The organism is Hyphomicrobiales bacterium (assembly GCA_016125495.1).
In the GTDB taxonomy this organism is placed as follows: domain Bacteria; phylum Pseudomonadota; class Alphaproteobacteria; order Rhizobiales; family RI-29; genus RI-29.
In genome coordinates, this window is sequence record WGLQ01000002.1 from 183,877 (window position 1) to 204,610 (window position 20,734).

A 20,734-nucleotide genomic window follows, 5' to 3' on the forward strand; every position below is an offset into this window, starting at 1 on the left:
AGTGTTCCTCGTGTCTGGGACATTTGCTCGGAACCTAGCCGCGTCGGGAAGCAAATGTCCGAGACGGAACACTAGTGAGTGGGAGTGCGCCATGAGCCGATATCACGACATCTATGCCCGTTGGCAGCTGGACCCGGAGGGTTTCTGGGGCGAGGTGGCGCGCGAGATCGACTGGTACCGTGGCTGGGACAGGGTGTTCGACCCCTACATGGGCGAGTATGGGCGGTGGTTTTCCAGTGCGGAGTGCAATACCGCCTACAATTGCCTCGACCGCCATCTGGAGACGCGGGGCGAGCAGGCGGCCCTCATCTACGACAGCCCCATAACGGGGGCGAAACGTACCTACACCTACCGCGAGCTGACGGACGAGGTGGCAACACTCGCGGCGGTGCTGCTCGACCTCGGTGTGCGCAAGGGGGATCGCGTCGTCATCTACATGCCGATGGTGGCGGAGGCGGTGATCGCCATGCTCGCCACGGCTCGGATCGGGGCGGTGCATTCGGTGGTGTTCGGGGGCTTTGCCGCCAACGAGCTGGCAACGCGCCTCGAGGATGCAAAACCGGTGGCGATCATCTCGGCCTCCTGCGGCATCGAGCCGAGCCGGGTGGTGGCCTACAAGCCGTTGCTCGACAAGGCGATCGAGCTGTCCAGCCACAAGCCCGAGGCCTGTCTCGTGCTGCAACGCGAGCAGGCCAAGGCCACGCTGATCGAAGGGCGCGACCACGACTGGGCCGTGATGGTGAACGCGGCCAAGGCAGCCGGAAAGCGCGCGGCGCCGGTGCCGGTCGCGGCGACCGATCCGCTCTACATCCTCTATACCTCCGGCACGACGGGCCAACCGAAGGGCGTCGTACGCGACAACGGCGGGCACATGGTCGCCCTCAAGTGGTCGATGTCGGCGATCTACGACATCGCGCCGGGCGAGGTCTTCTGGGCGGCCTCGGACGTCGGCTGGGTGGTCGGACATTCCTACATCGTCTATGCGCCGCTGCTCCACGGTGCGACAACGGTCGTCTTCGAGGGCAAGCCCGTCGGCACGCCCGATGCCGGTGTCTTCTGGCGGGTGATCGCGGAGCACGGTGTTTCGGCCCTCTTCACCGCCCCGACCGCTTTCCGGGCCATCAAGAAGGAGGACCCGCGCGGCGAACTGATCGGCAACTACGACCTCAGCCGGTTCCGCACGCTGTTCCTGGCGGGCGAGCGGGCCGACCCCGAGACGATCAAGTGGGCCGAACAAAAACTCCAGGTGCCGGTCATCGATCACTGGTGGCAGACCGAAACGGGCTGGACGATCGCCGGCAATCCGGTCGGGCTCGGCATGTTGCCGGTCAAGTACGGCTCACCCACGGTCGCCATGCCGGGCTACGACATCCGCATCCTCGATGAGCAGCAGAACGAGGTGCCGCGCGGCCAAACGGGCGCGATCTCCGTGAAATTGCCGCTGCCGCCGGGCTCGTTTCCCACGCTTTGGAACAACAGCCAGCGGTTCCGCGACAGCTACCTCGCGGACTATCCCGGCTACTACAAGACGGCGGACGCCGGATACATGGACGAGGACGGTTACGTCTACGTCATGGCGCGTACCGACGACATCATCAACGTCGCCGGTCACCGGTTGTCGACGGGAGGCATGGAGGAGGTGATCGCGCAGCATCCGGACGTGGCGGAGTGCGCGGTCATCGGCGTCGCCGATGCCATGAAGGGGCAGATCCCGGCCGGCTTCCTGGTGCTCAATGCCGGCGTCAAGCGCGATCCGGCGCAGATCGAGAACGAGGTCGTACAGCTGGTGCGCGACCGGATCGGCCCGGTCGCCGCGTTCAAGACGGCACTCATCGTCAAGCGGCTGCCCAAGACGCGGTCGGGCAAGATCCTGCGTGGGACGATGCGCTCTATCGCCGACGGTGAGGCCTACAAGATGCCGGCGACCATCGACGATCCGGTGATCCTCGACGAAATCCGCGAGGCGTTGTCGGTGCGCGGTCTGCCGGCCAAGAGCGCGTCCTAGCCAACGTACTCAGGCGACCGAGCGCAGGGCCCAAAGCGCCAGGAGCGGCCGGTCGCGCGATCGCATGGCGTGGACGATGGACGGTTCGTTGTAGAACGAGCCGCCTATCCCGGGGGTGAACCACGCACCATCCGCCTGGCGGAAGTCGCTATCGGAGAGGACGAGATAGACCTCTTCCGGCGCATGATCGTGGTCCGGGTAGCGCACGTGAGGCGCCAAGAGGCTGACCCCGAGCCAGACGTCCGAGCGCTTTTCCAATCCGCTCGGTCCGACGATCATCGCGTTGGCATGGCCATCGGCGAAGCTTGCGCTCGCGGTGGCGTCGGACGGGCGTGTGCGCCAGGCGAGTTGAGGTTCGAGCGCCTCGAGCCGCTCGACCAGGGGGGCGAGCGGGGCATGCGCCGAAGCGGTTTCGAGCGCGGGTCGAAAGTGCGCGCAGACCGGTGGCCGGTCGGCGGGTGAGGCGCGGATGGTGCCCGGCGATTCGAGGGCGGCGAAAACGAGGTCGACCGCCCGCCTGGCGGCCGGCTCGCTGGCGTGAGCCGCAAAGGCGATCGATGCCGCATCGATGAAGCCCTGTAGCTCGGCGCTTCGCACGTTCATGGCAACTGCTCCTCGTGTCCGTTCGTTGCATGGGCAGGGCGCGCGGTCCTTGCCAACCCGATCGTCGCGCGGGCCTACGGCACCGCATGCCGCCCCATCGTGAACTGTACCGCGAGGGGCGTTCGCGAGCGGATGATGGCATATCCGCCGCGAGCGTGCAGCGGGCTGGTTCGCCAGTTCGGCAAGTGGCGGAGGCCCTGGCCGCGGAGTTGTCCGGGCGAATCTCGATTTTTCGCTGGTCGGGAAAGTCCGGACGGACCACAATCGCGGCCGTCGGGCGTCGTGGGTATCGACGACGTAAGCCCGAAATCAGCAGGCAGCAGGCGGATGGCATGAGCAGATTTGCGGGTCGGGTTGTCGTCGTGACGGGGGCGGGGCGCGGGATCGGCTATTCGGTCGCCGAGCGCTTCGCGAGCGAGGGCGCGCGGGTCGTGCTGAGCGATCGCAGCGAGGAGAGTGGGCGTCAGGCGGCGCGCGATCTCGTCGATCGCGGCTATGATGCCCGGTTCGTGGCCTGCGATGTCGCCGAGCGGCTCGACGTCATGAACCTGATGGCAGCCGTGCTCGAAGCCTACGAACGCGTCGATGTGCTGGTCAACAACGCCGGCATCCTCGATGACGGCAACTTCCTGGAACTCGACGTCGCCGAGTTCGACAAGGTGTTGGCAGTCAATCTCAGGGGGGCGTTCCTGGTAGGGCAGGCCGTGTCGCGTCAGCTCGTGCGGCAGGTGGAGGCGGGAGAAAGGCCCGGCTCGGTCGTCAACATGGCGTCGGTCAACGCCCATTTCGCGTTGCCGGACCACATTGCCTATTCGATCTCGAAGGCCGGTATTCAGAGCCTGACCAAGGGCATGGCCCTCGCGCTCGCGCCGCACGGCATCCGTGTCAATGCCATCGGGCCGGGCAGCATCATGACGCCGATGCTCTCGGGGGTGGCCAAGGACGAGGCGGCGCGCCGTCGTGTGCTTTCGAGGACGCCGCTCGGGCGCATCGGTCTGCCGGAGGAAGTGGCCGCGGTCGCGGCTTTCCTTGCCAGCGACGATGCGAGCTACATCACGGGCGAGACGATCTTCGTCGATGGCGGGCGCATCCCGCTCAACTACGTCGTGCCGGTGCGCGAACAGACGTAACCGTCCGATGGCTAGCTCGACGCCTTGCCGCGGCGCTTCTTGGCGGGCGGGCTCGCTGGACCGTGATCGGCGCCAGCCGTGGTTGCGGAAACAGCACCAGCGTTCGCGCCGTCCGGCTCCAGGAACCTATGCAGGTGGACCACGAAGTAGCGCATGTGGGCGTTGTCGACGGTGCGCTGGGCGGCCGATTTCCAGGCGTCGTAGGCCTTGGCGTAGTTCGGATAGATGCCGACGATGTCGAGTTCGGAGATATTGCGAAAACGTACGTCCTCGACGCTCTCGAGCTCGCCTCCGAAAACCAGGTGAAGCAGCTGCGGCTCAAGCTCTTCCTTCGATCGTGCGGGCAAGGTGGTATTCTCTCCGATTCGATGCGGCAGCGGCGCCGAAACGCGCCATCTGAGGCCGTCTGGTGCCCCATTCGCCAGCGACTGACAAGCGCGGATGAGCAAATCATGAACGCCGCACATGGTTTTCCGGAGCAAAATTTGTCGGCGAATTCACCAACCCGCTTAACGGAAAACAGAGGGGCGGAGGGCTATATTGCCTTCATCGACACGGGCTCAGCGGTTCGGAAGTCGACAAGAAAGGCGTCACGGCGGATGGGGCTCCGGTCCCATCCGTCCGCCTCGCCGACCGGTCCGGCGCCCACCACCGCCGGCCGGTCTTGGCGCACCGGGTCGGCCCGCGCCCGTGCCGCCGCAGTCGCCGCCACACGCGACTGACCGGGCTCAAGCCACCAGATGATGGGCAAGCCAGCCGACGATGCCGGGCGCCAGAAAAGCCGCCAGCACGATCAATCCGACGTCCCTGTTCGCGCGGAAACGCACGAGGCAGCCGCCCGGATCGTCGATGTCGAGCGTCACGACCTGCCAAGCCAGGTGCATGGCGGCAAAGCTCATCAGAACGAGGAACACGGGACCCGCTCCGGCGGTCAGTCCTGCGGCGACGATCCCGAGCCAGGCCGTGCCATAGAGCCCGGCGAGCCAAGGGCGCGTGCGTGCACCGAAGCGCAGCGCCGTCGAGCCAAGCCCGAGCAAGGCATCGTCCTCGCGATCCTGGTGGGCGTAGATCGTGTCATAACCGATCACCCAGGCGACGGTTGCCGCAAAGAGCAGTAGCGCCGGCAGATCGAGCGAGCCGAAGGCGGCCGCCCAGCCCATCAGCGCCCCCCACGAGAAGGCGAGCCCGAGGACCGCCTGCGGCCAGCTGGTGATGCGCTTCATGAAGGGGTAGGCCGCGACGATCGCCAGCGAGGCGATGCCGAGCAGAATGGAAAAGCGGTTGAACTGGACGAGCACGAGGAGGCCGACGAGGCAGAGGGCGAGCATGAACGCGGCCGCAGCCCGGGCGCTGACCTGCCCGGACGGAATGGGGCGCAGCGCCGTGCGGGCGACGCGGGCATCGATGTCGCGATCGACGATGTCATTGTAAGTGCAGCCGGCGGCACGCATCACGTAGGCGCCGACGGCAAAGAGCAACATGTGCCAGAGATCGGGCAGCGGTGCGCGCTCGGCCGTCGCGGCGAGCGCGGCCGACCACCAGCAGGGTAGCAGCAGCAGCCAGACCCCGATCGGTCGGTCGGCGCGCGCGAGGCGCAAGTATGGCTTGGCCCATCGCGGGGCGATTCGGTCCACCCAATTGCGGGGCACGGCGTCGGCGGGCGGCGGGCAATCGCCGGCGGCGACCGTATCGATATCGCTCATCGATCGTCCTCGCGGGTCCAATGGCTCACTCCCTCAGCCGGCTCCCGCGGCCGGGTCTCGCGCTCGACGCCAGCCCGGTGCCGTGGCCGGGGGCGCCATCCGGGCGGACGGTCACGAAGCTCGTTGCCGCACCTCCAGCCAAGGGATAAGCGAGGTCGAGGCTCGCGGCCAGCCTGCATTGCGTCGGGTGGCGTGACGGAAGGGGAGTCAGGCGATGGCGCGCAGTTCGGGGCGGGTCCCCCGCATTTTCATCGAGGCTGATCTTTCGGCTGGCGCTCGCGTCGAACTCGGCGCCGCGCAATCGCACTACCTCGCCAGCGTGCTCCGGCTCGCCGCCGGGGCGAGCGTTCTCGTTTTCAATGGGCGGGATGGGGAATGGTCGGCGCTGATCGAGCGGGCGGACCGCAAGCGGGCGACACTTGCGCTCAACGTGCAGACGTGGCCCCAACGTGCGGCACCGGACATCCACTACCTGTTCGCACCGCTCAAGAAGGGCCGTCTCGACTACATGGTCGAGAAGGCGACGGAGATGGGCGCCAGTGTGCTGCAACCGGTGATCACGGCCTATACCCAGGCGGAACGGCTGAACGGTGAACGGATGCGTGCGCACGCGATCGAGGCGGCCGAGCAGTGCGGGCTCGTGTCGGTGCCACAGGTGCGCGAGCCGGTCGCGCTCGAGGCTTTGCTGGCCGGGTGGTCGGGTGAGCGTATCATCGTCTTCTGCGACGAAGGCGCCGCGCTCGACGATCCGATCGCCTCGCTACGAGGGCTCGCGCAGGGGCCGAAGGCGGTTCTTGTCGGGCCGGAAGGCGGCTTTTCGCCCGGCGAGCGTGGCCTTCTCAGGAGCCTGCGGTTCGTGCATCCGATTTCGCTCGGCCCGCGCATCCTCAGGGCGGACACCGCCGCCATCGCGGCGCTCGCCCTGGTCAACGTCGTGCATGGAGATTGGCGTTGAAATCGGTGGGGCTGGCGTGGTTCTGTCCAGCGCCGCGAACCGCCGGATGGGTATCGAGGGCAGGGGCGCGGTGGGGCTGGGCGACCCGATCCACGGAGAGCCGGGATCATCCGGCTCCGGACGGCCCGCGAATTTTGAGGAGCTGCGATGTCGACGCGCGAGGACGGTCCGGAAAGCCCGCTCGTTGAGAGCAAGAGCGATCTCGTCGAGTACATCGCGGCCGGCGGCAAGCCACGCGAACAATGGCGGATCGGGACGGAGCACGAAAAGTTCGCGTTCGACACGCGCGATCTGCGGCCGATCCCCTATGAAGGACCGGCCGGCGTCCGGGCCCTCCTCGAGGGCATGATCAATCGGTTCGGCTGGGAAGCGATCCGCGAGGGTGACAACATCATCGCGCTGAAGCGCGCTCCCGGCGTACCGGGCGGAGGGGTTTCGCTCGAGCCGGGTGGCCAGATCGAGCTGTCCGGGGAGCCGCTCGCGAGCGTGCACGAGACCTGCAAGGAGGTCGCCGAGCATCGCAGACAAGTGCTCGAGATCGGGCGTGACCTCGGCATCGGCTTCATGGGGCTCGGGTTCCAGCCGAAGTGGACGCTGGCCGAGACGCCGATGATGCCGAAGGGCCGCTACAAGATCATGAAGGAGTACATGCCGAAGGTCGGCACGCTCGGCCTCGACATGATGTTCCGCTCCTGCACCATCCAGGTCAATCTCGACTTCGCCGACGAAGCGGACATGCGGCGCAAAATGCGCGTCGGCCTCGCCCTGCAGCCGCTCGCGACGGCGCTTTTTGCCAACTCCCCATTCACCGAGGGGCGGACCAACGGCTTCCAGTCGTTCCGCAGCGAAATCTGGCGCAACACCGACCCCGAGCGCACGGGCATGCTCGACTTCGCCTTCGAGGAAGGCTTCGGCTACGAGAGCTATGTCGACTATGCGCTCGAAGTGCCGATGTATTTCGTCTATCGCAATGGCCGCTATATCGACGCCACACGGCGCTCGTTCCGTGACTTCATGGAGGGCAAACTCGACGTGCTACCCGGTGAGCGACCGACCATCGCGGACTGGGCCGATCATCTCTCGACGCTCTTTCCCGAAGTGCGGATGAAGCGGTTCCTGGAGATGCGCGGGGCGGACGGGGGGCCGTGGGGTCGGGTCTGTGCGCTGCCGGCGTTCTGGGTCGGGCTGCTCTACGACGAGGGGGCGCTCGACGAGGCCTGCGAGCTGATCCGGTCGTGGGGTTCGGAGGAGCGCCAGCGGCTGCGGGACGAAGTGCCGGTCGGCGGGCTGCGAGCACGGATCGGGGGGCGCAGCGCGCGAGAGGTCGCGGGTGATGTTCTGGCGATCGCCAAGCGCGGGTTGGCAGCGCGCGGCAACATCGACCGCATGGGCAGCGACGAGCGGCAATACCTCGTCTCGCTCGAGCGGGTCGTGGAAACCGGAGAGACGTCCGCCGATCGGTTGGTGCGGCTCTTTCATACGACGTGGGGTGGCGACATCGACCGCGCCTTCGTCGAGGAAGCGTTCTGAGCGCGGTGCGCAAGACGTCGTGCGCCGGCCGAAGCGAGGCGGTGGCGGCTATTCTGCGGCTGGCGGATGGCTGGCCGCGAGCCGCTCGGTCAGCCGGGCCAGACCAGGCGGGCGCGGCGGTACGGGGGCCGAGGTGTGATCGTCGGCCCCGCCTGGCGGGGGCATGGCGCGCGTGCGGGGATCGGCGTGCCGGTGCGCATCGCGCGCGGCCTGCGTCGTTTCGCCACTCATTGCAGCAACGGGCGAGTCCGGCTGCGGCCCGCCCGGTTCGTTCGAACGCCGGGGCTCGAGGCGGGCACGCAGGGAGGCGAAGATGCCTTCCCCGAACGTCTGGCTGGAGCTGGCGGTCGAGCGGCGCGCCAATTCAGCGGCCAGCGGGCCGAACGGCTCACGCTGGCGACGCGCCCATTCGCCGTTGCGCACGAGGTCGCCGAGCAGGGCCCGCATGGGCCGATCGGCGCGCAGCGCGATGGCAGCGACGGTGAGGACCGTGATGAAGGGGAGCATCCGCTCTACGTCCGACGTGCGCAGTTCGCTGCTCGTTGCAGCCTCGAGGATGACGCGCTGATCGAAGTCACGGGCAGTCGCGAGTTCGGACAGGATGGACATGCCGAGATCACGCACGCGCAAATCCACCATGAGCGATGGGCTCTCATAGTGGTTGGAATGGCTTTCGGCGCTGAGACGCTTCAGGAACGCGATCGTGCCTTTGGGTGTCGCCGTGGCGGCGCAGATGCACTCGAGCAGCTCGGGCAGCAGTACCGCGGTCGCGACAGCCACCCCCTCCTCGCGCACACCAAGACGGCGGGCCAGGGTGGCGAACGCCATGCCATGCTGAGCGGACGAAATCGTGCCGAGGAGACTCATCCGGCCGATCCTCCTTACGCCAACTGCGCCGCATCGAAGGAAACCATATGCGTCAATTGTACAAAGTGTAAGCCCGCAATGTTGGGCCGTGGAAGAAAGAATGATCTTCCAACGTTGCAAAACGCGGCGTGTGGGGATCGGTTGGCGCGATCGCTGGTGAACCGGCGGGCTGTTCAGGCGTACGAGTCGCGGCCTTCGATCACCGGGTCTCGAGGCTGGCCAGAGCTTCCGAAAACCCGCTCAGCGAAATCGGAATGCCGATGCCGGCCTCCTGGGTCTGGAAGACGATGAACCAGGCGGTTTGGCCGGCCTTGAAGCGGGCGACGAGGTCGTCGGTGAGGGTGACCTGGGCAAAGCAGCCGACGACGTGGCATCGAACGAATGGGGCGTGACCAATCTTCTGCTCGTCGATCTGGAGGCCGAGGCCAGGCGGCAGAAGAATGCCAAGTGGCGCGAACACACGCAGCACCCGCTCTCCCGCCGGCGTGCGCTGGAAATGGACACTCAAACCGACGTTGGGATTGCTCTCGGACGTGACGTCCTGAACCAGGGCGCAGAGGTCCTCGCTCGCACCGGCGGGGCGTTTGCAGACCTTCTGCCAATCGCCGTGCTGGCTCGCCACAGTGGTCTCCTCGGCGCTCGCCGTCGGGGCCGGCGCCGCAAGGACGAACAGGATCGCCAACAGAGCGAGTGGCCGACAACCAGAGAACGCTCGGACGACGCTGCTCAGGGGATGGCCGCCGGACGGGGTGCCGCCGAGCCGTCCGGTTCGGTGAGCGGTGACGGTGCAAAGGCGCATCAGTGGCACTCCATGAATGGGCTTGCGGCGGGGCGGCGAGGACGGAGTTCGGGACGACACGGGCGATGGAACCGGAGGTGCGGCGGCTCGTGCGTGGTCGCCTCACCGGTCCGGACGTATGCCCGCACTCAAGCGGCCGAATCCGGCAATCCTGTGCTCCAACTCGTGTCATCGGGCAAGCATGCGGCCGAACGTCCGTGTAGCGAGCACGCCCCTTGAACATTCATTCTTTCGCATGTATCGACGAGAAGGTGCCAACCATCGTGGAGCGGATGCTTTTTTTGCGCGTGAGAACGCGCGGATCGGCCATGTTGCGCTTGGCTTGACGGGTCCGATCGTGCAAAGGACTGCGGCTATCCGAGTTCGGCGAAGAGCCGAGCAAGGGAGATGGGTGAGCCGGCGCGGCGTCATGCCTCGAAGGGGTCTTCCCGATGGCGGGATGAGCGAGCCCAGCGAACAAGACATGGAAGCAGCACAAGACTTGGAATCACAAGACTTGGGGATCAGGGGTATGCGCATTCTAAAACGGCTGAGCGTTGGCGCGTTCGCTGGTGTGGCGGCGTTGCTGGCTGGAATGGCCGGGCTCAGCGCCGCGGACGGTTTGGCGACGCCCTACCAGATGGGACTGACCGAGCCGGCGACCGACATCATGGAGCAGATGGATTCGTTCCACGACCTCCTTCTCGTGATCATCACGGTGATCACGCTGTTCGTCATGGGGCTGCTGCTCGTCTGCATCTTCCGCTACAACGAGCGCGCCAATCCGGTGGCGTCCAAGACCTCGCACAACACGATGCTCGAGGTGGCCTGGACGGTGATCCCGATCCTCATCCTGGTGGTGATCGCGATCCCGTCGTTCAAGCTGCTCTATGCGCAGCACACCTATCCAAAGGCCGATCTGACCATCAAGGCGATCGCGAACCAGTGGTATTGGGGCTACGAGTATCCCGACGCGGGTGGGGTCTCGTTCGACTCCATCATGCTGCAGGACAACGAGCTCAAGCCGGGTCAGCCGCGCCTTCTCTCCGTCGACAACGAAGTCGTCGTGCCGGTCGACAAGGTCGTGCACGTGCTGGTCACGGCGAACGACGTGATCCACAATTTCGTGGTTCCGGCGTTCGGCTCGAAGGTCGACGCGGTGCCGGGCCGGATCACCTCGACGTGGTTCAAGGTGAACCGCAAGGGCATGTTCTACGGACAATGCGGGGAGCTGTGCGGCAAGCTGCACGCCTACATGCCGATCGCCATCCGAGTGGTCGATCAATCGGTCTACGAGAGCTGGCTGGCGGCGATGCAGAGCGGCGACGGCGACAAGGCCCGTGAGGTCCTCGCGGCAGCCGAGGCCGCCGACAAGCCGACGACGGTGGCATCGAGCACCAGCGGACAATAGCCTCAACGGGGTGATGGGCGGTCCAGCGACCGCCGAGGGACGAGCGCTACGAGGAGCGACCCATGGGATACGCAGATTCGAGCCACGCTGATCACGGAGCGCCAAAGAGCTTCGTCGTGCGCTGGCTCTACTCGACCAACCACAAGGACATCGGCACCCTCTATCTGATCTTCGCGATCATCTCGGGGATCATCGGGTCGTTGCTGTCGTTCGCGATGCGGGCGGAACTGGCGGAGCCGGGGCTCCAATACTTCGCCGATCCGCACGTCTACAACGTCTATACGACGGCGCATGGCCTCATCATGATCTTCTTCATGGTGATGCCGGCGATGATCGGTGGCTTCGGCAATTGGTTCGTTCCGCTCATGATCGGTGCGCCCGACATGGCCTTTCCGCGGATGAACAATATCTCGTTCTGGCTGCTGCCCGTGGCGCTCATCCTGCTGGTTTCCTCGATGTTCGTCGAAGGACCTCCCGGCGGATTGGGTGTCGGCGGCGGCTGGACCATCTATGCACCACTCTCGACCACCGGCCAGCCGGGCCCGGCGATGGATCTCGCCATCCTCGCTCTGCACATCGCCGGCGCGTCATCGATCCTCGGGGCGATCAATTTCATAACGACCATCTTCAACATGCGCGCGCCGGGCATGACGCTGCACAAAATGCCGCTGTTCGTCTGGTCGATCCTCGTGACGGCGTTCCTGCTGCTGCTCTCGCTGCCCGTTCTCGCGGGTGCGATCACGATGCTGCTCACGGACCGCAATTTCGATACGCAGTTCTTCACGCCCCAGGGCGGTGGTGATCCGCTGCTGTTCCAGCACCTCTTCTGGTTCTTCGGGCATCCCGAGGTCTACATCCTGATCCTGCCGGGCTTCGGCATCATCAGCCACGTGATCTCGACCTTCTCGCGCAAGCCGGTGTTCGGCTACCTGGGCATGGCCTACGCCATGGTGGCGATCGGCGTGGTCGGCTTCATCGTCTGGGCCCACCACATGTATACCGCCGGCCTCTCGGTCGACACGCAGGCCTACTTCCTCTTTGCGACCATGGTCATCGCGGTGCCGACCGGCATCAAGATCTTCTCCTGGATCGCGACGATGTGGGGTGGCTCGATCCGCTTCGCGACGCCGATGGTCTGGGCGGTCGGCTTCATCTTCCTCTTCACGGTCGGTGGTGTGACCGGCGTCGTGCTCGCCAACGCGGGCATCGACCGCGCGTTGCACGATACCTACTACGTCGTGGCGCACTTCCACTACGTGCTGTCGCTCGGCGCGGTGTTCGCGATCTTTTCGGCCTGGTACTATTGGTTCCCGAAGATGTCGGGCTACATGTACTCCGAGACGATCGGGAAGCTGCACTTCTGGGTCACCTTCGTCGGCGTGAACCTCATCTTCTTCCCGCAGCATTTCCTCGGCCTCGCGGGCATGGTGCGGCGCTACGTGGACTATCCGGATGCCTATGCCGGCTGGAACCAGATCTCTTCGATCGGCGCCATCATCGCGGCGATCAGTGTCTTGATCTTCCTCTATGGTGTGTTCCAGGCGTTCGCGCGCAAGGAAAAGGCGGCGGACAACCCCTGGGGCGAAGGCGCAACGACGCTCGAGTGGACGCTGCCCTCGCCTCCGCCGTACCACCAGTTCGAGGTGTTGCCGCGGATCAAGTAGTCGGCAGAGTGCCGCCCGCCGCTCGCGTTCGGGCGGCGGCGGTGCCGACAGAGATCGCATGGTGCCGCTGACGAGCGAACGCACCGGGGAGGGGGTGGCGTGTCTGGCACGATAGGTGGCGCCAACGGTTGGCTGGTCGCAGCCGCGATCGTGACGGCCGCGACGGCGGCGATTCATGTGATCCTCGGCGGGAAGTACGTGGCGCGCCCGCTGCTGGCGGCCCGCGAACTCCACCCGATCGCCGAGCGGCATCGGGTGGCGAAGTACACGAGCTACTATTGCTGGCATCTGGTGACCATCACCCTGCTGGCGATGGCGGCAGGCTATGCGGTCGCTGCCGTGCGGCCCGGGGCGGGTGAACTCGCGGTGATGTGCGCCGTTCTCTCGGCCGGGTTCTGCCTGCTGAGCATCGGTCTCATCCTGATGCTGCGGCTCGACTGGCGGCATTTCCCGCAATGGTCGCTGTTCGCGGCGGCTGTTGTTCTAGCGGTGGTCGGATTGACATGAGTGACCGAAGCACGACGACGACCGTTTCAGGGCCGCAATTCGCGGAACTCGGCGACTATCTCGCTCTGCTGAAGCCACGTGTGATGTCGCTCGTCGTCTTCACTGCCCTCGTGGGCATGGTGGTCGCCCCCGGTGATACGCATCCCATCATCCTCGGAACGGCGCTCCTTGCGATCGCTTTCGGGGCGGGTGCCTCGGGTGCGCTCAACATGTGGTACGACGCCGACATCGACGGGGGCATGTCGCGCACCGCGCTTCGACCCATTCCACGGGGCAGGGTCACCGCCGAGGAGGCGCTCACGCTCGGCGTCGTGCTCTCGATCATCTCGGTGATGACGCTGGGGCTCGTGGCGAACTGGACGGCGGCGGCGCTCCTTGCCATCACCATCGGCTTTTATCTCTTCGTCTACACCATCTGGCTGAAGCGCTCGACGCCGCAGAACATCGTGATCGGCGGGGCGGCCGGAGCGTTCCCGCCGATGATCGGCTGGGCGGTGCAAACGGGCTCCATCGGTATCGAGAGCATCGTGCTCTTCCTCATCATCTTCATGCGGACGCCGCCGCATTTCTGGGCGCTGGCCCTCTATCGGTGCCGCGATTACGAGGCCGTCGGCGTGCCGATGCTTCCGGTCGTGGCGGGGCCGGACGAGACGCGGCGGCAAATCCTGATCTATTCCGTGCTGCTCGCCCCGCTCGGCGTTGCGCCCTGGCTGCTCGGGTTCGCCGGACCGGCCTTTGCCGTCGTTGCTGCGGCGCTCGGTGCCGTGTTCGTCTGGCTTGCCCTGCGCGTCTACCGCATCCGCGAGGGGCACGCAGGGGATGCGGCGGCGCGGCGGCTCTTCCGGTTCTCGCTCCTCTATCTGTTTGCGATCTTTGCGGCATTGCTGGTCGAGAGGTTGGTGATCTCGGCGTTCGAGGTGTCGGTATGACGGGCGCGCGCGAGCCGGTGGCTGCCGAGCCGGTCGCGCCCGAGAGCGACCGCGTGGTGGCGGCGTCCGAGGGCGATCGCGAGGTCCGGCGCAAACGAGCGCAAGAGCGACGTTCATTGGCGATCGCGGTCGGCTTGATCGCACTTGCCGTGCTGTTTTTCGTGGTCACCATTGTCCGCCTCGGCGGCAATGTGGCCAACAGGGCGTACTGATCGCGGTCGCCGGGCCGTGGTGGTCGGGCAGCGGTGAGCCGGGGAGGCCCCAGAATGGAGCGGATCAGCGAAGCTACGGGCCGGAACCACGGCACTGCCCTCGCGCGGGCCTCGGCGGATGTCCGTCTCGCCCTGATGCTCGGCGCCCTCGCGGCGGGCATGGTCGGAATGTCGTTCGCCGCTGTGCCCCTCTATAGGATCTTCTGTCAGGTCACCGGCTATGCCGGCACCACGAAGCGGGCGGAAACGGTGCCAACGGGGCCGGCCGGTCGGATCATGGCGATCCGCTTCGATGCCAACACCGCCGAAGGCCTGGCCTGGCGGTTCGAGCCGCAGCAGCGCGTCGTCGATGTGCCCATCGGGGTCGAGACGCTCGCCTTCTACCGCGCAACGAACACTTCGGACCATCCGATCACCGGAACCGCGACCTTCAACGTCGCGCCGGCGATTGCCGGCCAGCACTTCAACAAGATCGCCTGTTTCTGTTTCACCGAGCAGGTGCTGCAGCCGGGCGAGAGCGTCGATATGCCGGTCAGTTTCTTCGTCGCGCCGGAGCTTCTCGACGATCCGGATGCCCGGGACATCCAGGAAATCACACTTTCCTACACCTTTTATCCGGTCGAGACCGAAGAGGGCGCAGCGGGAGCGGGCGATCCACCAGCGCCGGCGGCCGGGGGGTAACAGTGGGCCGAGTTCGGCTGGCCGGTCGGGCGCGGTTGGATGGAGCGATAGGCGGAAGGACGTGTCGTTCGCGCGATATTGCTTTCTGCGATGGATGAGGTCAAAGAGGGCACCTGGGTCGAGCCGGTGGCGGCGCGACGCCGGGTGCAGGGTTCGGACGGGGTTCGGGGCGAAATTGGGACGGAACGAAAATGGCTGACGGGCACGCGCACAAGCAACACGACTACCATCTGGTGAACCCGAGCCCGTGGCCGCTGGTCGGATCGATCGGCGCCCTGGTGCTCGCGGTCGGGGCGGTGATGTACTTCGTCAGCCGCAAGGATGGTGACCCGCAGGCCTGGTACGTGCTGCCGGGGCTCGCGATCGTGGTCGCGACCATGTACTTCTGGTGGCGCGACGTGGTTCGCGAGTCGCATGCCGGCGACCACACGCCCGTCGTGCAGCTCCACCTGCGCTACGGCATGATCATGTTCATCGCCTCGGAGGTGATGTTCTTCGTCGCCTGGTTCTGGGCTTATTTCGATGCGGCTCTCTTTCCGGGGGATGTCTCGACCATCGCGGACACCGCTTCGCAGGTCGGCATGGTGGCGCGCGAAACGCTGACGGGCGGGGTCTGGCCGCCGCAGCCGACCGAGGATGGCACCTTCAAGCACACCTTCGATCCTTGGGGACTGCCGCTGCTCAACACGCTCATCCTGCTCGCTTCCGGCACGACGGTGACGTGGGCGCACCACGCGCTGCTGGAGAACAACCGGCGCGGGCTGATCTTCGGGCTGATCCTGACGATCCTGCTCGGCGCGGTCTTCACCGCCCTGCAAGCCTACGAGTATGGCCACGCCGCCTTCACGTTCTCGAATCACATCTACGGTTCGACGTTCTTCATGGCGACGGGTTTCCACGGCTTCCACGTGATCATCGGCACCATCTTCCTCACGGTCTGCCTGTTCCGTGCACTCAGGGGCCATTTCACGCCGAAGCAGCACTTCGGTTTCGAGGCGGCCGCCTGGTACTGGCATTTCGTCGACGTGGTGTGGCTCTTCCTGTTTGCCAGCATCTACGTCTGGGGCGCCTGAGGGCGAGGGCCGAGGAGAACGGGGCTGCGGCGGCGCCGCGGCCCGGGCTCGGTCGGCGGCTGTGCCGCAATCGGAATCGAGGGGGCCAGCTGGCCCCCTTTCTGTTTCACGGTTTGGGCCCCGACGAACTGTCGAGGCCGATCGGGAGGCGTGCAGGAATGGCGGACAAACAGCATTTCCCACCTCCGTCGGCGATGGCGAGCGGGCTCGGGTGCCGTTGCCCGCGCTGCGGCCGAGGCAAGCTCTATTCGAGATGGCTGACGCTCGCGGAGCGGTGCACGGCGTGCGGCCTCGATTTCGAATTCGCCGATGCCGGTGACGGTCCAGCCGTGTTCGTCATCTTCATCCTCGGCTTCCTCGTGCTCGGTCTCGTGCTCTGGAGTGAGTTCACGTTCGCGCCGCCTCTCTGGTTCCATATCGCCTTCTGGGGGCCTGTGACGCTGCTTCTCGGTATCGGCCTGTTGCGTCCCATGAAGGCGACGCTGATTGCGCTGCAGTTCCAGAACGCAGCGCGCGAAGGGCGGCGGGCGGAATGAGCGGCGCGGTGACAGGACCTGGCGCCCGGCTCTGGTTGCTGACCGGGTTGGTGCTGGCGGCGCTGGCGATCCTGCTCGCGCTCGGGACATGGCAATTGCGCCGGCTCGCCTGGAAAGAAGACCTGATCGCGCGCCTCGAAGCCCAGGCACGGGCGGCTCCGACCCCGCTCGAATCCTTCGTCGGCGCCGATGGGCGTTCGCTCCTGGCGGGTGAACTCAGCAAGGCCGCCGTCACCGGCCGGTGGCGCCATGCGGGCGAGCTGCATCTCTATGCCAGCCGCGGTGGGCGGCCCGGCTGGGACATCCTGACGCCGCTCGAGATCACGGCCGGGCCGCTCGCCGGGCGGGCGGTGCTGGTGAACCGGGGCTTCGTTCCCCTGGAACTCAAGCGCGCCGACTTGCGTGCAGCCGGCCAGGAGGCTGGCGAGGTGACGGTGATCGGGCTCGTACGGCCGCCCGGCGGGCGCGCAACGTTCGATGCCGACAATGCGCCGGCGCGAAACGAATGGTTCTGGCGGGATCTGTCGGCGATGGCCCAGGCCGCCGGGCTCGCGGAGAGGGCCCTCGATCTCACCCTCGATCTCGTCGAGCCGGCCGCGACGGGCGGCTGGCCGCAACCGCACGAGGGTCGCGCGCGGCTCGCCAACCGCCACCTCGAATATGCGCTTACCTGGTTCGGCCTTGCAGCGACACTGGTCGGCGTCTACGCGTTCTATGTCGCGTCGGTCCGAAGGACAGTGCGTGGCGCGACAAATGGCGCGCTGCCCGGCAAGTGACGCCGGGCGTCGGAGCGGAGTATTCATGCGCTATGTCAGCACACGGGGCGAGGCGCCCGCACTGGGGTTCGCGGACGTGCTCCTTGCGGGGCTCGCCCGCGACGGTGGCCTCTACGTTCCCGAAACGTGGCCGCGCTTTTCACCGAAAGTGATCGCGAGCTGGGCCGGCAAGCCGTATGCCGTGGTGGCTGGCGAGGTCATGCGTCCGTTCATTGGCGACGCCATCCCGGAACGCGAACTCGATGCGATCCTCGCGGACGCCCACGACCAGTTCGCGCATGCGCTCGTGGCCCCGCTCGTCCAGATCGGCCCCGAGCATTGGCTGCTGGAGCTGTTCCACGGGCCGACGATGGCGTTCAAGGACGTCGCGATGCAAGTGTTGGCGCGGCTGATGGACCGCACGCTCGCCGAGCGCGGCCAGCGGGCGACGATCATCGGGGCGACCTCGGGCGACACCGGTGGGGCGGCGATCGAGGCGTTCCGCGGCTGCGACGCCATCGATATTTTCATCCTTTTTCCGGATGGCCGCGTGTCGGACGTGCAGCGCCGCCAGATGACGACCCCGGTCGAGGCGAATGTGCATGCAATCGCAATCGATGGCACCTTCGACGACTGCCAGAACATCGTGAAGGCGCTCTTCAACGATCTTGCCTTTCGCGATCGCATGGCGCTCGCGGGCGTCAACTCGATCAACTGGGCGCGCATCCTGCCGCAGGTCGTCTACTACTTCACCTCCGCCATCGCGCTCGGCGCGCCCGCACGAAAAGTGAGCTTCTCGGTCCCGACCGGCAATTTCGGCGACATCTTCGCGGGCTATGCCGCCAAGCGCATGGGGCTGGCGATCGGCCAGCTGATCATCGCGACGAACACCAACGACATCCTCGCACGGACGGCGGCGACGGGCGACTACGAGCCGAGGCCGGTGGTGGCGACGTCGTCGCCCTCGATGGACATCCAGATCTCCTCCAACTTCGAGCGCTATCTGTTCGAACTCTCGGGCCGCGATGCAGGGCGCGTCAGGTCGTTGATGTCGGAGGTGGCGAAGGGGCGCGGATTTCGGCTCGGCGAAGCGGACGTGGCGGCGCTGCGGCAGGATTTCGCCGGCCATGGCATCGGCGAGGACGAGGTTGCGCGCACGCTCGCCGAGGTCCACCGGTCGACCGGCGGCATGGTCATCGATCCGCACACCGCCGTCGGTGTCGCGGCGGCGGGGCGGGAGGCGGGCCGTGGTGGACCGATCGTAACGCTTGCGACGGCGCATCCGGCCAAATTCCCCGACGCCATCGAGAGGGCGATCGGCATCCGCCCTCCGGAGCCACCGCGCATCGCTGCCCAGCGGACCATGGCGGAGCGCTTTGTCCGGATCGCCAACGATGCGGCGGCAGTGGCGCGACATGTCGAGGAACGAGCCCGCGCCGTCGGCGCCGGAGGCCGTAGCGCATGACGGTCGAGCTCAGCACACTCGCCAACGGCCTGCGGGTGGTCACCCACACCATGCCACAACTCGAGACGGCCTCGCTCGGCATCTGGGTCGATGCCGGGGCGCGCAGCGAGCGAGCCGAGAACAACGGCGTAGCCCACTTCCTCGAGCACATGGCGTTCAAGGGGACGACGAGCCGGGACGCGCGGGCCATCGCGGAGGAGATCGAGGACGTCGGCGGTTATCTCAATGCGCAGACCGGTGTCGAGAGCACGGCCTACTACGCGCGCATCCTGAAAGGCGACGTCGAGCTGGCGGTTCGGCTTCTGGCGGACATCCTTCGCGATTCGGTGCTCGCCGAGGAGGAGATCGAGCGCGAGCGCGACGTCATCCTCCAGGAGATCGCGTCCGTCAACGACACGCCCGACGATCTCGTGCACGATGTCGCACTCGCCACGGCGTTTCCCGACCAGCCTCTCGGCCGCCCGATCCTCGGGACCGAGGCGAGCGTCGAGGCGATGACGCGCGAGACCCTTTCCGGCTTCCTCGCCGAACAGTACGCGCCGACCGGGATGGTGCTGAGCGCGGCCGGAGCGGTGGAGCATGGGGCGCTCGTTGCGCTGGCCGAGGGCCTGCTCGGTGATCTCCCGGCTCGTAAGGCGCCCGAGGCGAGCCCGGGTCGCTATGTCGGGGGTGGCCGGTCCATCGAGCGTGACAGCGAGCAGGCGCAGGTGATCCTCGCCCTCGAGGCGCCGGGTGTTCTTGCGCCCGACTACATTGCGCTGCAGGTGCTCTCGGGCCTCCTCGGCGGCGGCATTTCGTCGCGGCTGTTCCAGTAGGTGCGCGAGAAGCGTGGGCTGTGCTATTCGATCTACACCTATCAGCTCGGCTGTCGGGATTGCGGGCTGCTCGGCGTACATGCCGGAACCCGGGGCGATCAGGTGGCCGAGTTGCAGGACGTGGTGGTCGAGCAGATCGTCGACCTCGCGCACACGGGCCCCGGTGAGGCGGAGCTGGCGCGCGCGAAGGCGCAGCTGCGGGCGGGGCTCGCGATGTCACTCGAAAGCTCGTCGTCGCGCGCGGACCAACTCGCCCACCATATTCAGATGCTCGGCCGTGTGCTCGGGCTCGAGGAACTCGTCAGCCAGGTCGAGGCCGTAACGGTCGCCGACGTGCGTGATCTCGTCGGGCGGCTCGTTCTCGCGGGCGAGCCGACGTGGGTGCAGATGGGGCCCGAGCTGCCGCAGCACGAGCAAGGCGCGTTGGTGGATGGGCTCGCCGGCCGGCGGACACCGGCGCGTCCGGGGGCGGGACGTGCAAAACGCAGGGCCGGTTGATCCGGAGCGGAGGGCCATGGCATTTCTCAGATCGGTTGGCGCGAGTGACAACGGTCCGGTGCTGTTCGGCAAGCGGCTGACGCTGCGCCTGCCGCAGGGTGGCGACTACGTCGCCTGGGCGGAGTTGCGGGCCCGGAGCCGGGAATTCCTCGTGCCCTTCGAGCCGGCCTGGTCACGGGACGAACTCTCGCGCGCTGCCTTCCGCCGGCGGTTGCGCTTCTACCACCGTGAGTTGCGCGAAGAGACGGGTTACACGTTCTTTCTCTTTCGCAGCCAGGACGATCAGCTCGTCGGTGGGGTTTCGCTGAGCCAGGTGCGGCGAGGCGTCACACAGTCGTGCACGGTCGGCTATTGGGTCGGCGCCCCGTTCGCGCGCCAGGGTCACATGAGCGACGCCCTCGGGACCGTCATCCCGTTCACATTCGGAACGCTCGGCCTCAATCGACTCGAAGCGGCATGCCTCACAGGCAACGTCGCGTCGATCGGTGTCCTCGAAAAAGCCGGTTTTCAACGGGAAGGTTTGGCCCGCAAGTATCTCAGGATCAATGGCGTGTGGCAGGATCACTTCTTGTACGCCATGGTTGCGGGCGACAGCGGAACCTGAGCCGCTCAGGCGG

Annotated in this window: 20 protein-coding genes and 1 pseudogene; 16 read left to right on the plus strand and 5 right to left on the minus strand. The window is 66.6% G+C overall.

The features are described from left to right. The first annotated feature begins 91 nt into the window (after positions 1 to 91). Positions 92 to 2,005 (plus strand): AMP-binding protein, encoded by a 1,914-nt coding sequence (locus GC150_01365; GenBank protein ID MBI1383549.1) that lies wholly within the window; start codon positions 92 to 94, stop codon positions 2,003 to 2,005. A 9-nt stretch (positions 2,006 to 2,014) separates the two neighbouring features. On the opposite strand, the gene GC150_01370 is transcribed toward GC150_01365, so the two are convergent. Next, the gene (locus GC150_01370; GenBank protein MBI1383550.1) at positions 2,015 to 2,608 is read right to left on the minus strand and encodes a transcriptional regulator; all 594 of its coding nucleotides are present in this window, start codon (positions 2,606 to 2,608) and stop codon (positions 2,015 to 2,017) included. Positions 2,609 to 2,940: 332 nt separating this feature from the next. On the opposite strand from GC150_01370, the gene GC150_01375 reads away from it, so the two are divergent. Beyond that, a complete protein-coding gene (locus GC150_01375; protein ID MBI1383551.1) occupies positions 2,941 to 3,738 on the plus strand; it encodes a glucose 1-dehydrogenase in 798 nt (265 codons plus the stop codon). 11 nt (positions 3,739 to 3,749) lie between these two features. On the opposite strand, the gene GC150_01380 is transcribed toward GC150_01375, so the two are convergent. Next, positions 3,750 to 4,205: a DUF4170 domain-containing protein gene (locus GC150_01380; protein MBI1383552.1), complete on the minus strand. Its 456-nt coding sequence runs from the start codon at positions 4,203 to 4,205 to the stop codon at positions 3,750 to 3,752. Positions 4,206 to 4,466: 261 nt separating this feature from the next. Beyond that, positions 4,467 to 5,441 carry a 4-hydroxybenzoate octaprenyltransferase gene (locus GC150_01385; GenBank protein ID MBI1383553.1) on the minus strand — a complete coding sequence of 325 codons (975 nt, stop codon included), beginning with the start codon at positions 5,439 to 5,441 and terminating at the stop codon, positions 4,467 to 4,469. Between the two features lie 214 nt (positions 5,442 to 5,655). Between GC150_01385 and GC150_01390 the strand changes: the two genes are divergently transcribed. Beyond that, complete coding sequence (locus GC150_01390) at positions 5,656 to 6,396, plus strand: 16S rRNA (uracil(1498)-N(3))-methyltransferase (protein MBI1383554.1); 741 nt, start codon at positions 5,656 to 5,658, stop codon at positions 6,394 to 6,396. 147 nt (positions 6,397 to 6,543) lie between these two features. Then, positions 6,544 to 7,926: a glutamate--cysteine ligase gene (locus GC150_01395; protein MBI1383555.1), complete on the plus strand. Its 1,383-nt coding sequence runs from the start codon at positions 6,544 to 6,546 to the stop codon at positions 7,924 to 7,926. Between the two features lie 48 nt (positions 7,927 to 7,974). Here GC150_01395 and GC150_01400 read toward each other — a convergent pair whose 3' ends face one another. Together GC150_01400 and GC150_01405 are read right to left on the minus strand one after the other, a co-directional pair. Further along, positions 7,975 to 8,793 carry a hypothetical protein gene (locus GC150_01400; GenBank protein MBI1383556.1) on the minus strand — a complete coding sequence of 273 codons (819 nt, stop codon included), beginning with the start codon at positions 8,791 to 8,793 and terminating at the stop codon, positions 7,975 to 7,977. 199 nt (positions 8,794 to 8,992) lie between these two features. Beyond that, entirely contained in the window at positions 8,993 to 9,592 is a 600-nt protein-coding gene (locus tag GC150_01405) for an invasion protein (protein MBI1383557.1), read from the minus strand. A 511-nt stretch (positions 9,593 to 10,103) separates the two neighbouring features. Here GC150_01405 and coxB point away from each other — a divergent pair. The 12 genes and pseudogenes from coxB to GC150_01465 all read left to right on the plus strand — a co-directional run bounded on the left by coxB (position 10,104) and on the right by GC150_01465 (position 20,721). Beyond that, positions 10,104 to 10,982 (plus strand): cytochrome c oxidase subunit II, encoded by an 879-nt coding sequence (gene coxB, locus GC150_01410; GenBank protein MBI1383558.1) that lies wholly within the window; start codon positions 10,104 to 10,106, stop codon positions 10,980 to 10,982. Positions 10,983 to 11,044: 62 nt separating this feature from the next. Beyond that, the gene (gene ctaD, locus GC150_01415) at positions 11,045 to 12,646 is read left to right on the plus strand and encodes a cytochrome c oxidase subunit I (protein ID MBI1383559.1); all 1,602 of its coding nucleotides are present in this window, start codon (positions 11,045 to 11,047) and stop codon (positions 12,644 to 12,646) included. Positions 12,647 to 12,745: 99 nt separating this feature from the next. Further along, a complete protein-coding gene (locus GC150_01420) occupies positions 12,746 to 13,153 on the plus strand; it encodes a hypothetical protein (protein MBI1383560.1) in 408 nt (135 codons plus the stop codon). Further along, on the plus strand, positions 13,150 to 14,082 hold the full coding sequence (locus GC150_01425) for a protoheme IX farnesyltransferase (protein MBI1383561.1): 933 nt from the start codon (positions 13,150 to 13,152) through the stop codon (positions 14,080 to 14,082). The genes GC150_01420 and GC150_01425 overlap by 4 nt, the downstream gene beginning before the upstream one ends. Continuing rightward, positions 14,079 to 14,294, plus strand: a complete 216-nt coding sequence (locus tag GC150_01430) for a hypothetical protein (protein MBI1383562.1) — start codon at positions 14,079 to 14,081, stop codon at positions 14,292 to 14,294. Before GC150_01425 ends, GC150_01430 begins: the two co-directional genes overlap by 4 nt. Positions 14,295 to 14,348: 54 nt before the next feature. Beyond that, positions 14,349 to 14,975, plus strand: coding sequence for a cytochrome c oxidase assembly protein (locus GC150_01435; protein MBI1383563.1), 627 nt, complete (start codon positions 14,349 to 14,351; stop codon positions 14,973 to 14,975). Between the two features lie 191 nt (positions 14,976 to 15,166). Further along, a complete protein-coding gene (locus GC150_01440; GenBank protein ID MBI1383564.1) occupies positions 15,167 to 16,048 on the plus strand; it encodes a cytochrome c oxidase subunit 3 in 882 nt (293 codons plus the stop codon). 158 nt (positions 16,049 to 16,206) lie between these two features. Beyond that, positions 16,207 to 16,584, plus strand: coding sequence for a DUF983 domain-containing protein (locus GC150_01445; GenBank protein ID MBI1383565.1), 378 nt, complete (start codon positions 16,207 to 16,209; stop codon positions 16,582 to 16,584). After that, positions 16,581 to 17,360 carry an SURF1 family protein gene (locus GC150_01450; GenBank protein MBI1383566.1) on the plus strand — a complete coding sequence of 260 codons (780 nt, stop codon included), beginning with the start codon at positions 16,581 to 16,583 and terminating at the stop codon, positions 17,358 to 17,360. The genes GC150_01445 and GC150_01450 overlap by 4 nt, the downstream gene beginning before the upstream one ends. 25 nt (positions 17,361 to 17,385) lie before the next feature. Beyond that, positions 17,386 to 18,804, plus strand: a complete 1,419-nt coding sequence (locus GC150_01455) for a threonine synthase (protein ID MBI1383567.1) — start codon at positions 17,386 to 17,388, stop codon at positions 18,802 to 18,804. Continuing rightward, positions 18,801 to 20,117: pseudogene (locus GC150_01460) on the plus strand (insulinase family protein). The gene GC150_01455 and the pseudogene GC150_01460 overlap by 4 nt, the downstream one beginning before the upstream one ends. A 16-nt stretch (positions 20,118 to 20,133) precedes the next feature. After that, on the plus strand, positions 20,134 to 20,721 hold the full coding sequence (locus GC150_01465) for a GNAT family N-acetyltransferase (GenBank protein ID MBI1383568.1): 588 nt from the start codon (positions 20,134 to 20,136) through the stop codon (positions 20,719 to 20,721). Positions 20,722 to 20,734: the final 13 nt, after the last annotated feature.

Excerpts from the sequence above, each read along its gene's own strand:
- GC150_01365 (MBI1383549.1), top strand. The coding sequence starts at position 92 with ATGAGCCGATATCACGACATCTATGCCCGTTGGCAGCTGGACCCGGAG.
- GC150_01370 (MBI1383550.1), bottom strand. The coding sequence starts at position 2,608 with ATGAACGTGCGAAGCGCCGAGCTACAGGGCTTCATCGATGCGGCATCG.
- GC150_01375 (MBI1383551.1), top strand. The coding sequence starts at position 2,941 with ATGAGCAGATTTGCGGGTCGGGTTGTCGTCGTGACGGGGGCGGGGCGC.
- GC150_01380 (MBI1383552.1), bottom strand. The coding sequence starts at position 4,205 with ATGTGCGGCGTTCATGATTTGCTCATCCGCGCTTGTCAGTCGCTGGCG.
- GC150_01385 (MBI1383553.1), bottom strand. The coding sequence starts at position 5,441 with ATGAGCGATATCGATACGGTCGCCGCCGGCGATTGCCCGCCGCCCGCC.
- GC150_01390 (MBI1383554.1), top strand. The coding sequence starts at position 5,656 with ATGGCGCGCAGTTCGGGGCGGGTCCCCCGCATTTTCATCGAGGCTGAT.
- GC150_01395 (MBI1383555.1), top strand. The coding sequence starts at position 6,544 with ATGTCGACGCGCGAGGACGGTCCGGAAAGCCCGCTCGTTGAGAGCAAG.
- GC150_01400 (MBI1383556.1), bottom strand. The coding sequence starts at position 8,793 with ATGAGTCTCCTCGGCACGATTTCGTCCGCTCAGCATGGCATGGCGTTC.
- GC150_01405 (MBI1383557.1), bottom strand. The coding sequence starts at position 9,592 with ATGCGCCTTTGCACCGTCACCGCTCACCGAACCGGACGGCTCGGCGGC.
- coxB (MBI1383558.1), top strand. The coding sequence starts at position 10,104 with ATGCGCATTCTAAAACGGCTGAGCGTTGGCGCGTTCGCTGGTGTGGCG.
- ctaD (MBI1383559.1), top strand. The coding sequence starts at position 11,045 with ATGGGATACGCAGATTCGAGCCACGCTGATCACGGAGCGCCAAAGAGC.
- GC150_01425 (MBI1383561.1), top strand. The coding sequence starts at position 13,150 with ATGAGTGACCGAAGCACGACGACGACCGTTTCAGGGCCGCAATTCGCG.
- GC150_01430 (MBI1383562.1), top strand. The coding sequence starts at position 14,079 with ATGACGGGCGCGCGCGAGCCGGTGGCTGCCGAGCCGGTCGCGCCCGAG.
- GC150_01435 (MBI1383563.1), top strand. The coding sequence starts at position 14,349 with ATGGAGCGGATCAGCGAAGCTACGGGCCGGAACCACGGCACTGCCCTC.
- GC150_01440 (MBI1383564.1), top strand. The coding sequence starts at position 15,167 with ATGGCTGACGGGCACGCGCACAAGCAACACGACTACCATCTGGTGAAC.
- GC150_01445 (MBI1383565.1), top strand. The coding sequence starts at position 16,207 with ATGGCGGACAAACAGCATTTCCCACCTCCGTCGGCGATGGCGAGCGGG.
- GC150_01450 (MBI1383566.1), top strand. The coding sequence starts at position 16,581 with ATGAGCGGCGCGGTGACAGGACCTGGCGCCCGGCTCTGGTTGCTGACC.
- GC150_01455 (MBI1383567.1), top strand. The coding sequence starts at position 17,386 with ATGCGCTATGTCAGCACACGGGGCGAGGCGCCCGCACTGGGGTTCGCG.
- GC150_01465 (MBI1383568.1), top strand. The coding sequence starts at position 20,134 with ATGGCATTTCTCAGATCGGTTGGCGCGAGTGACAACGGTCCGGTGCTG.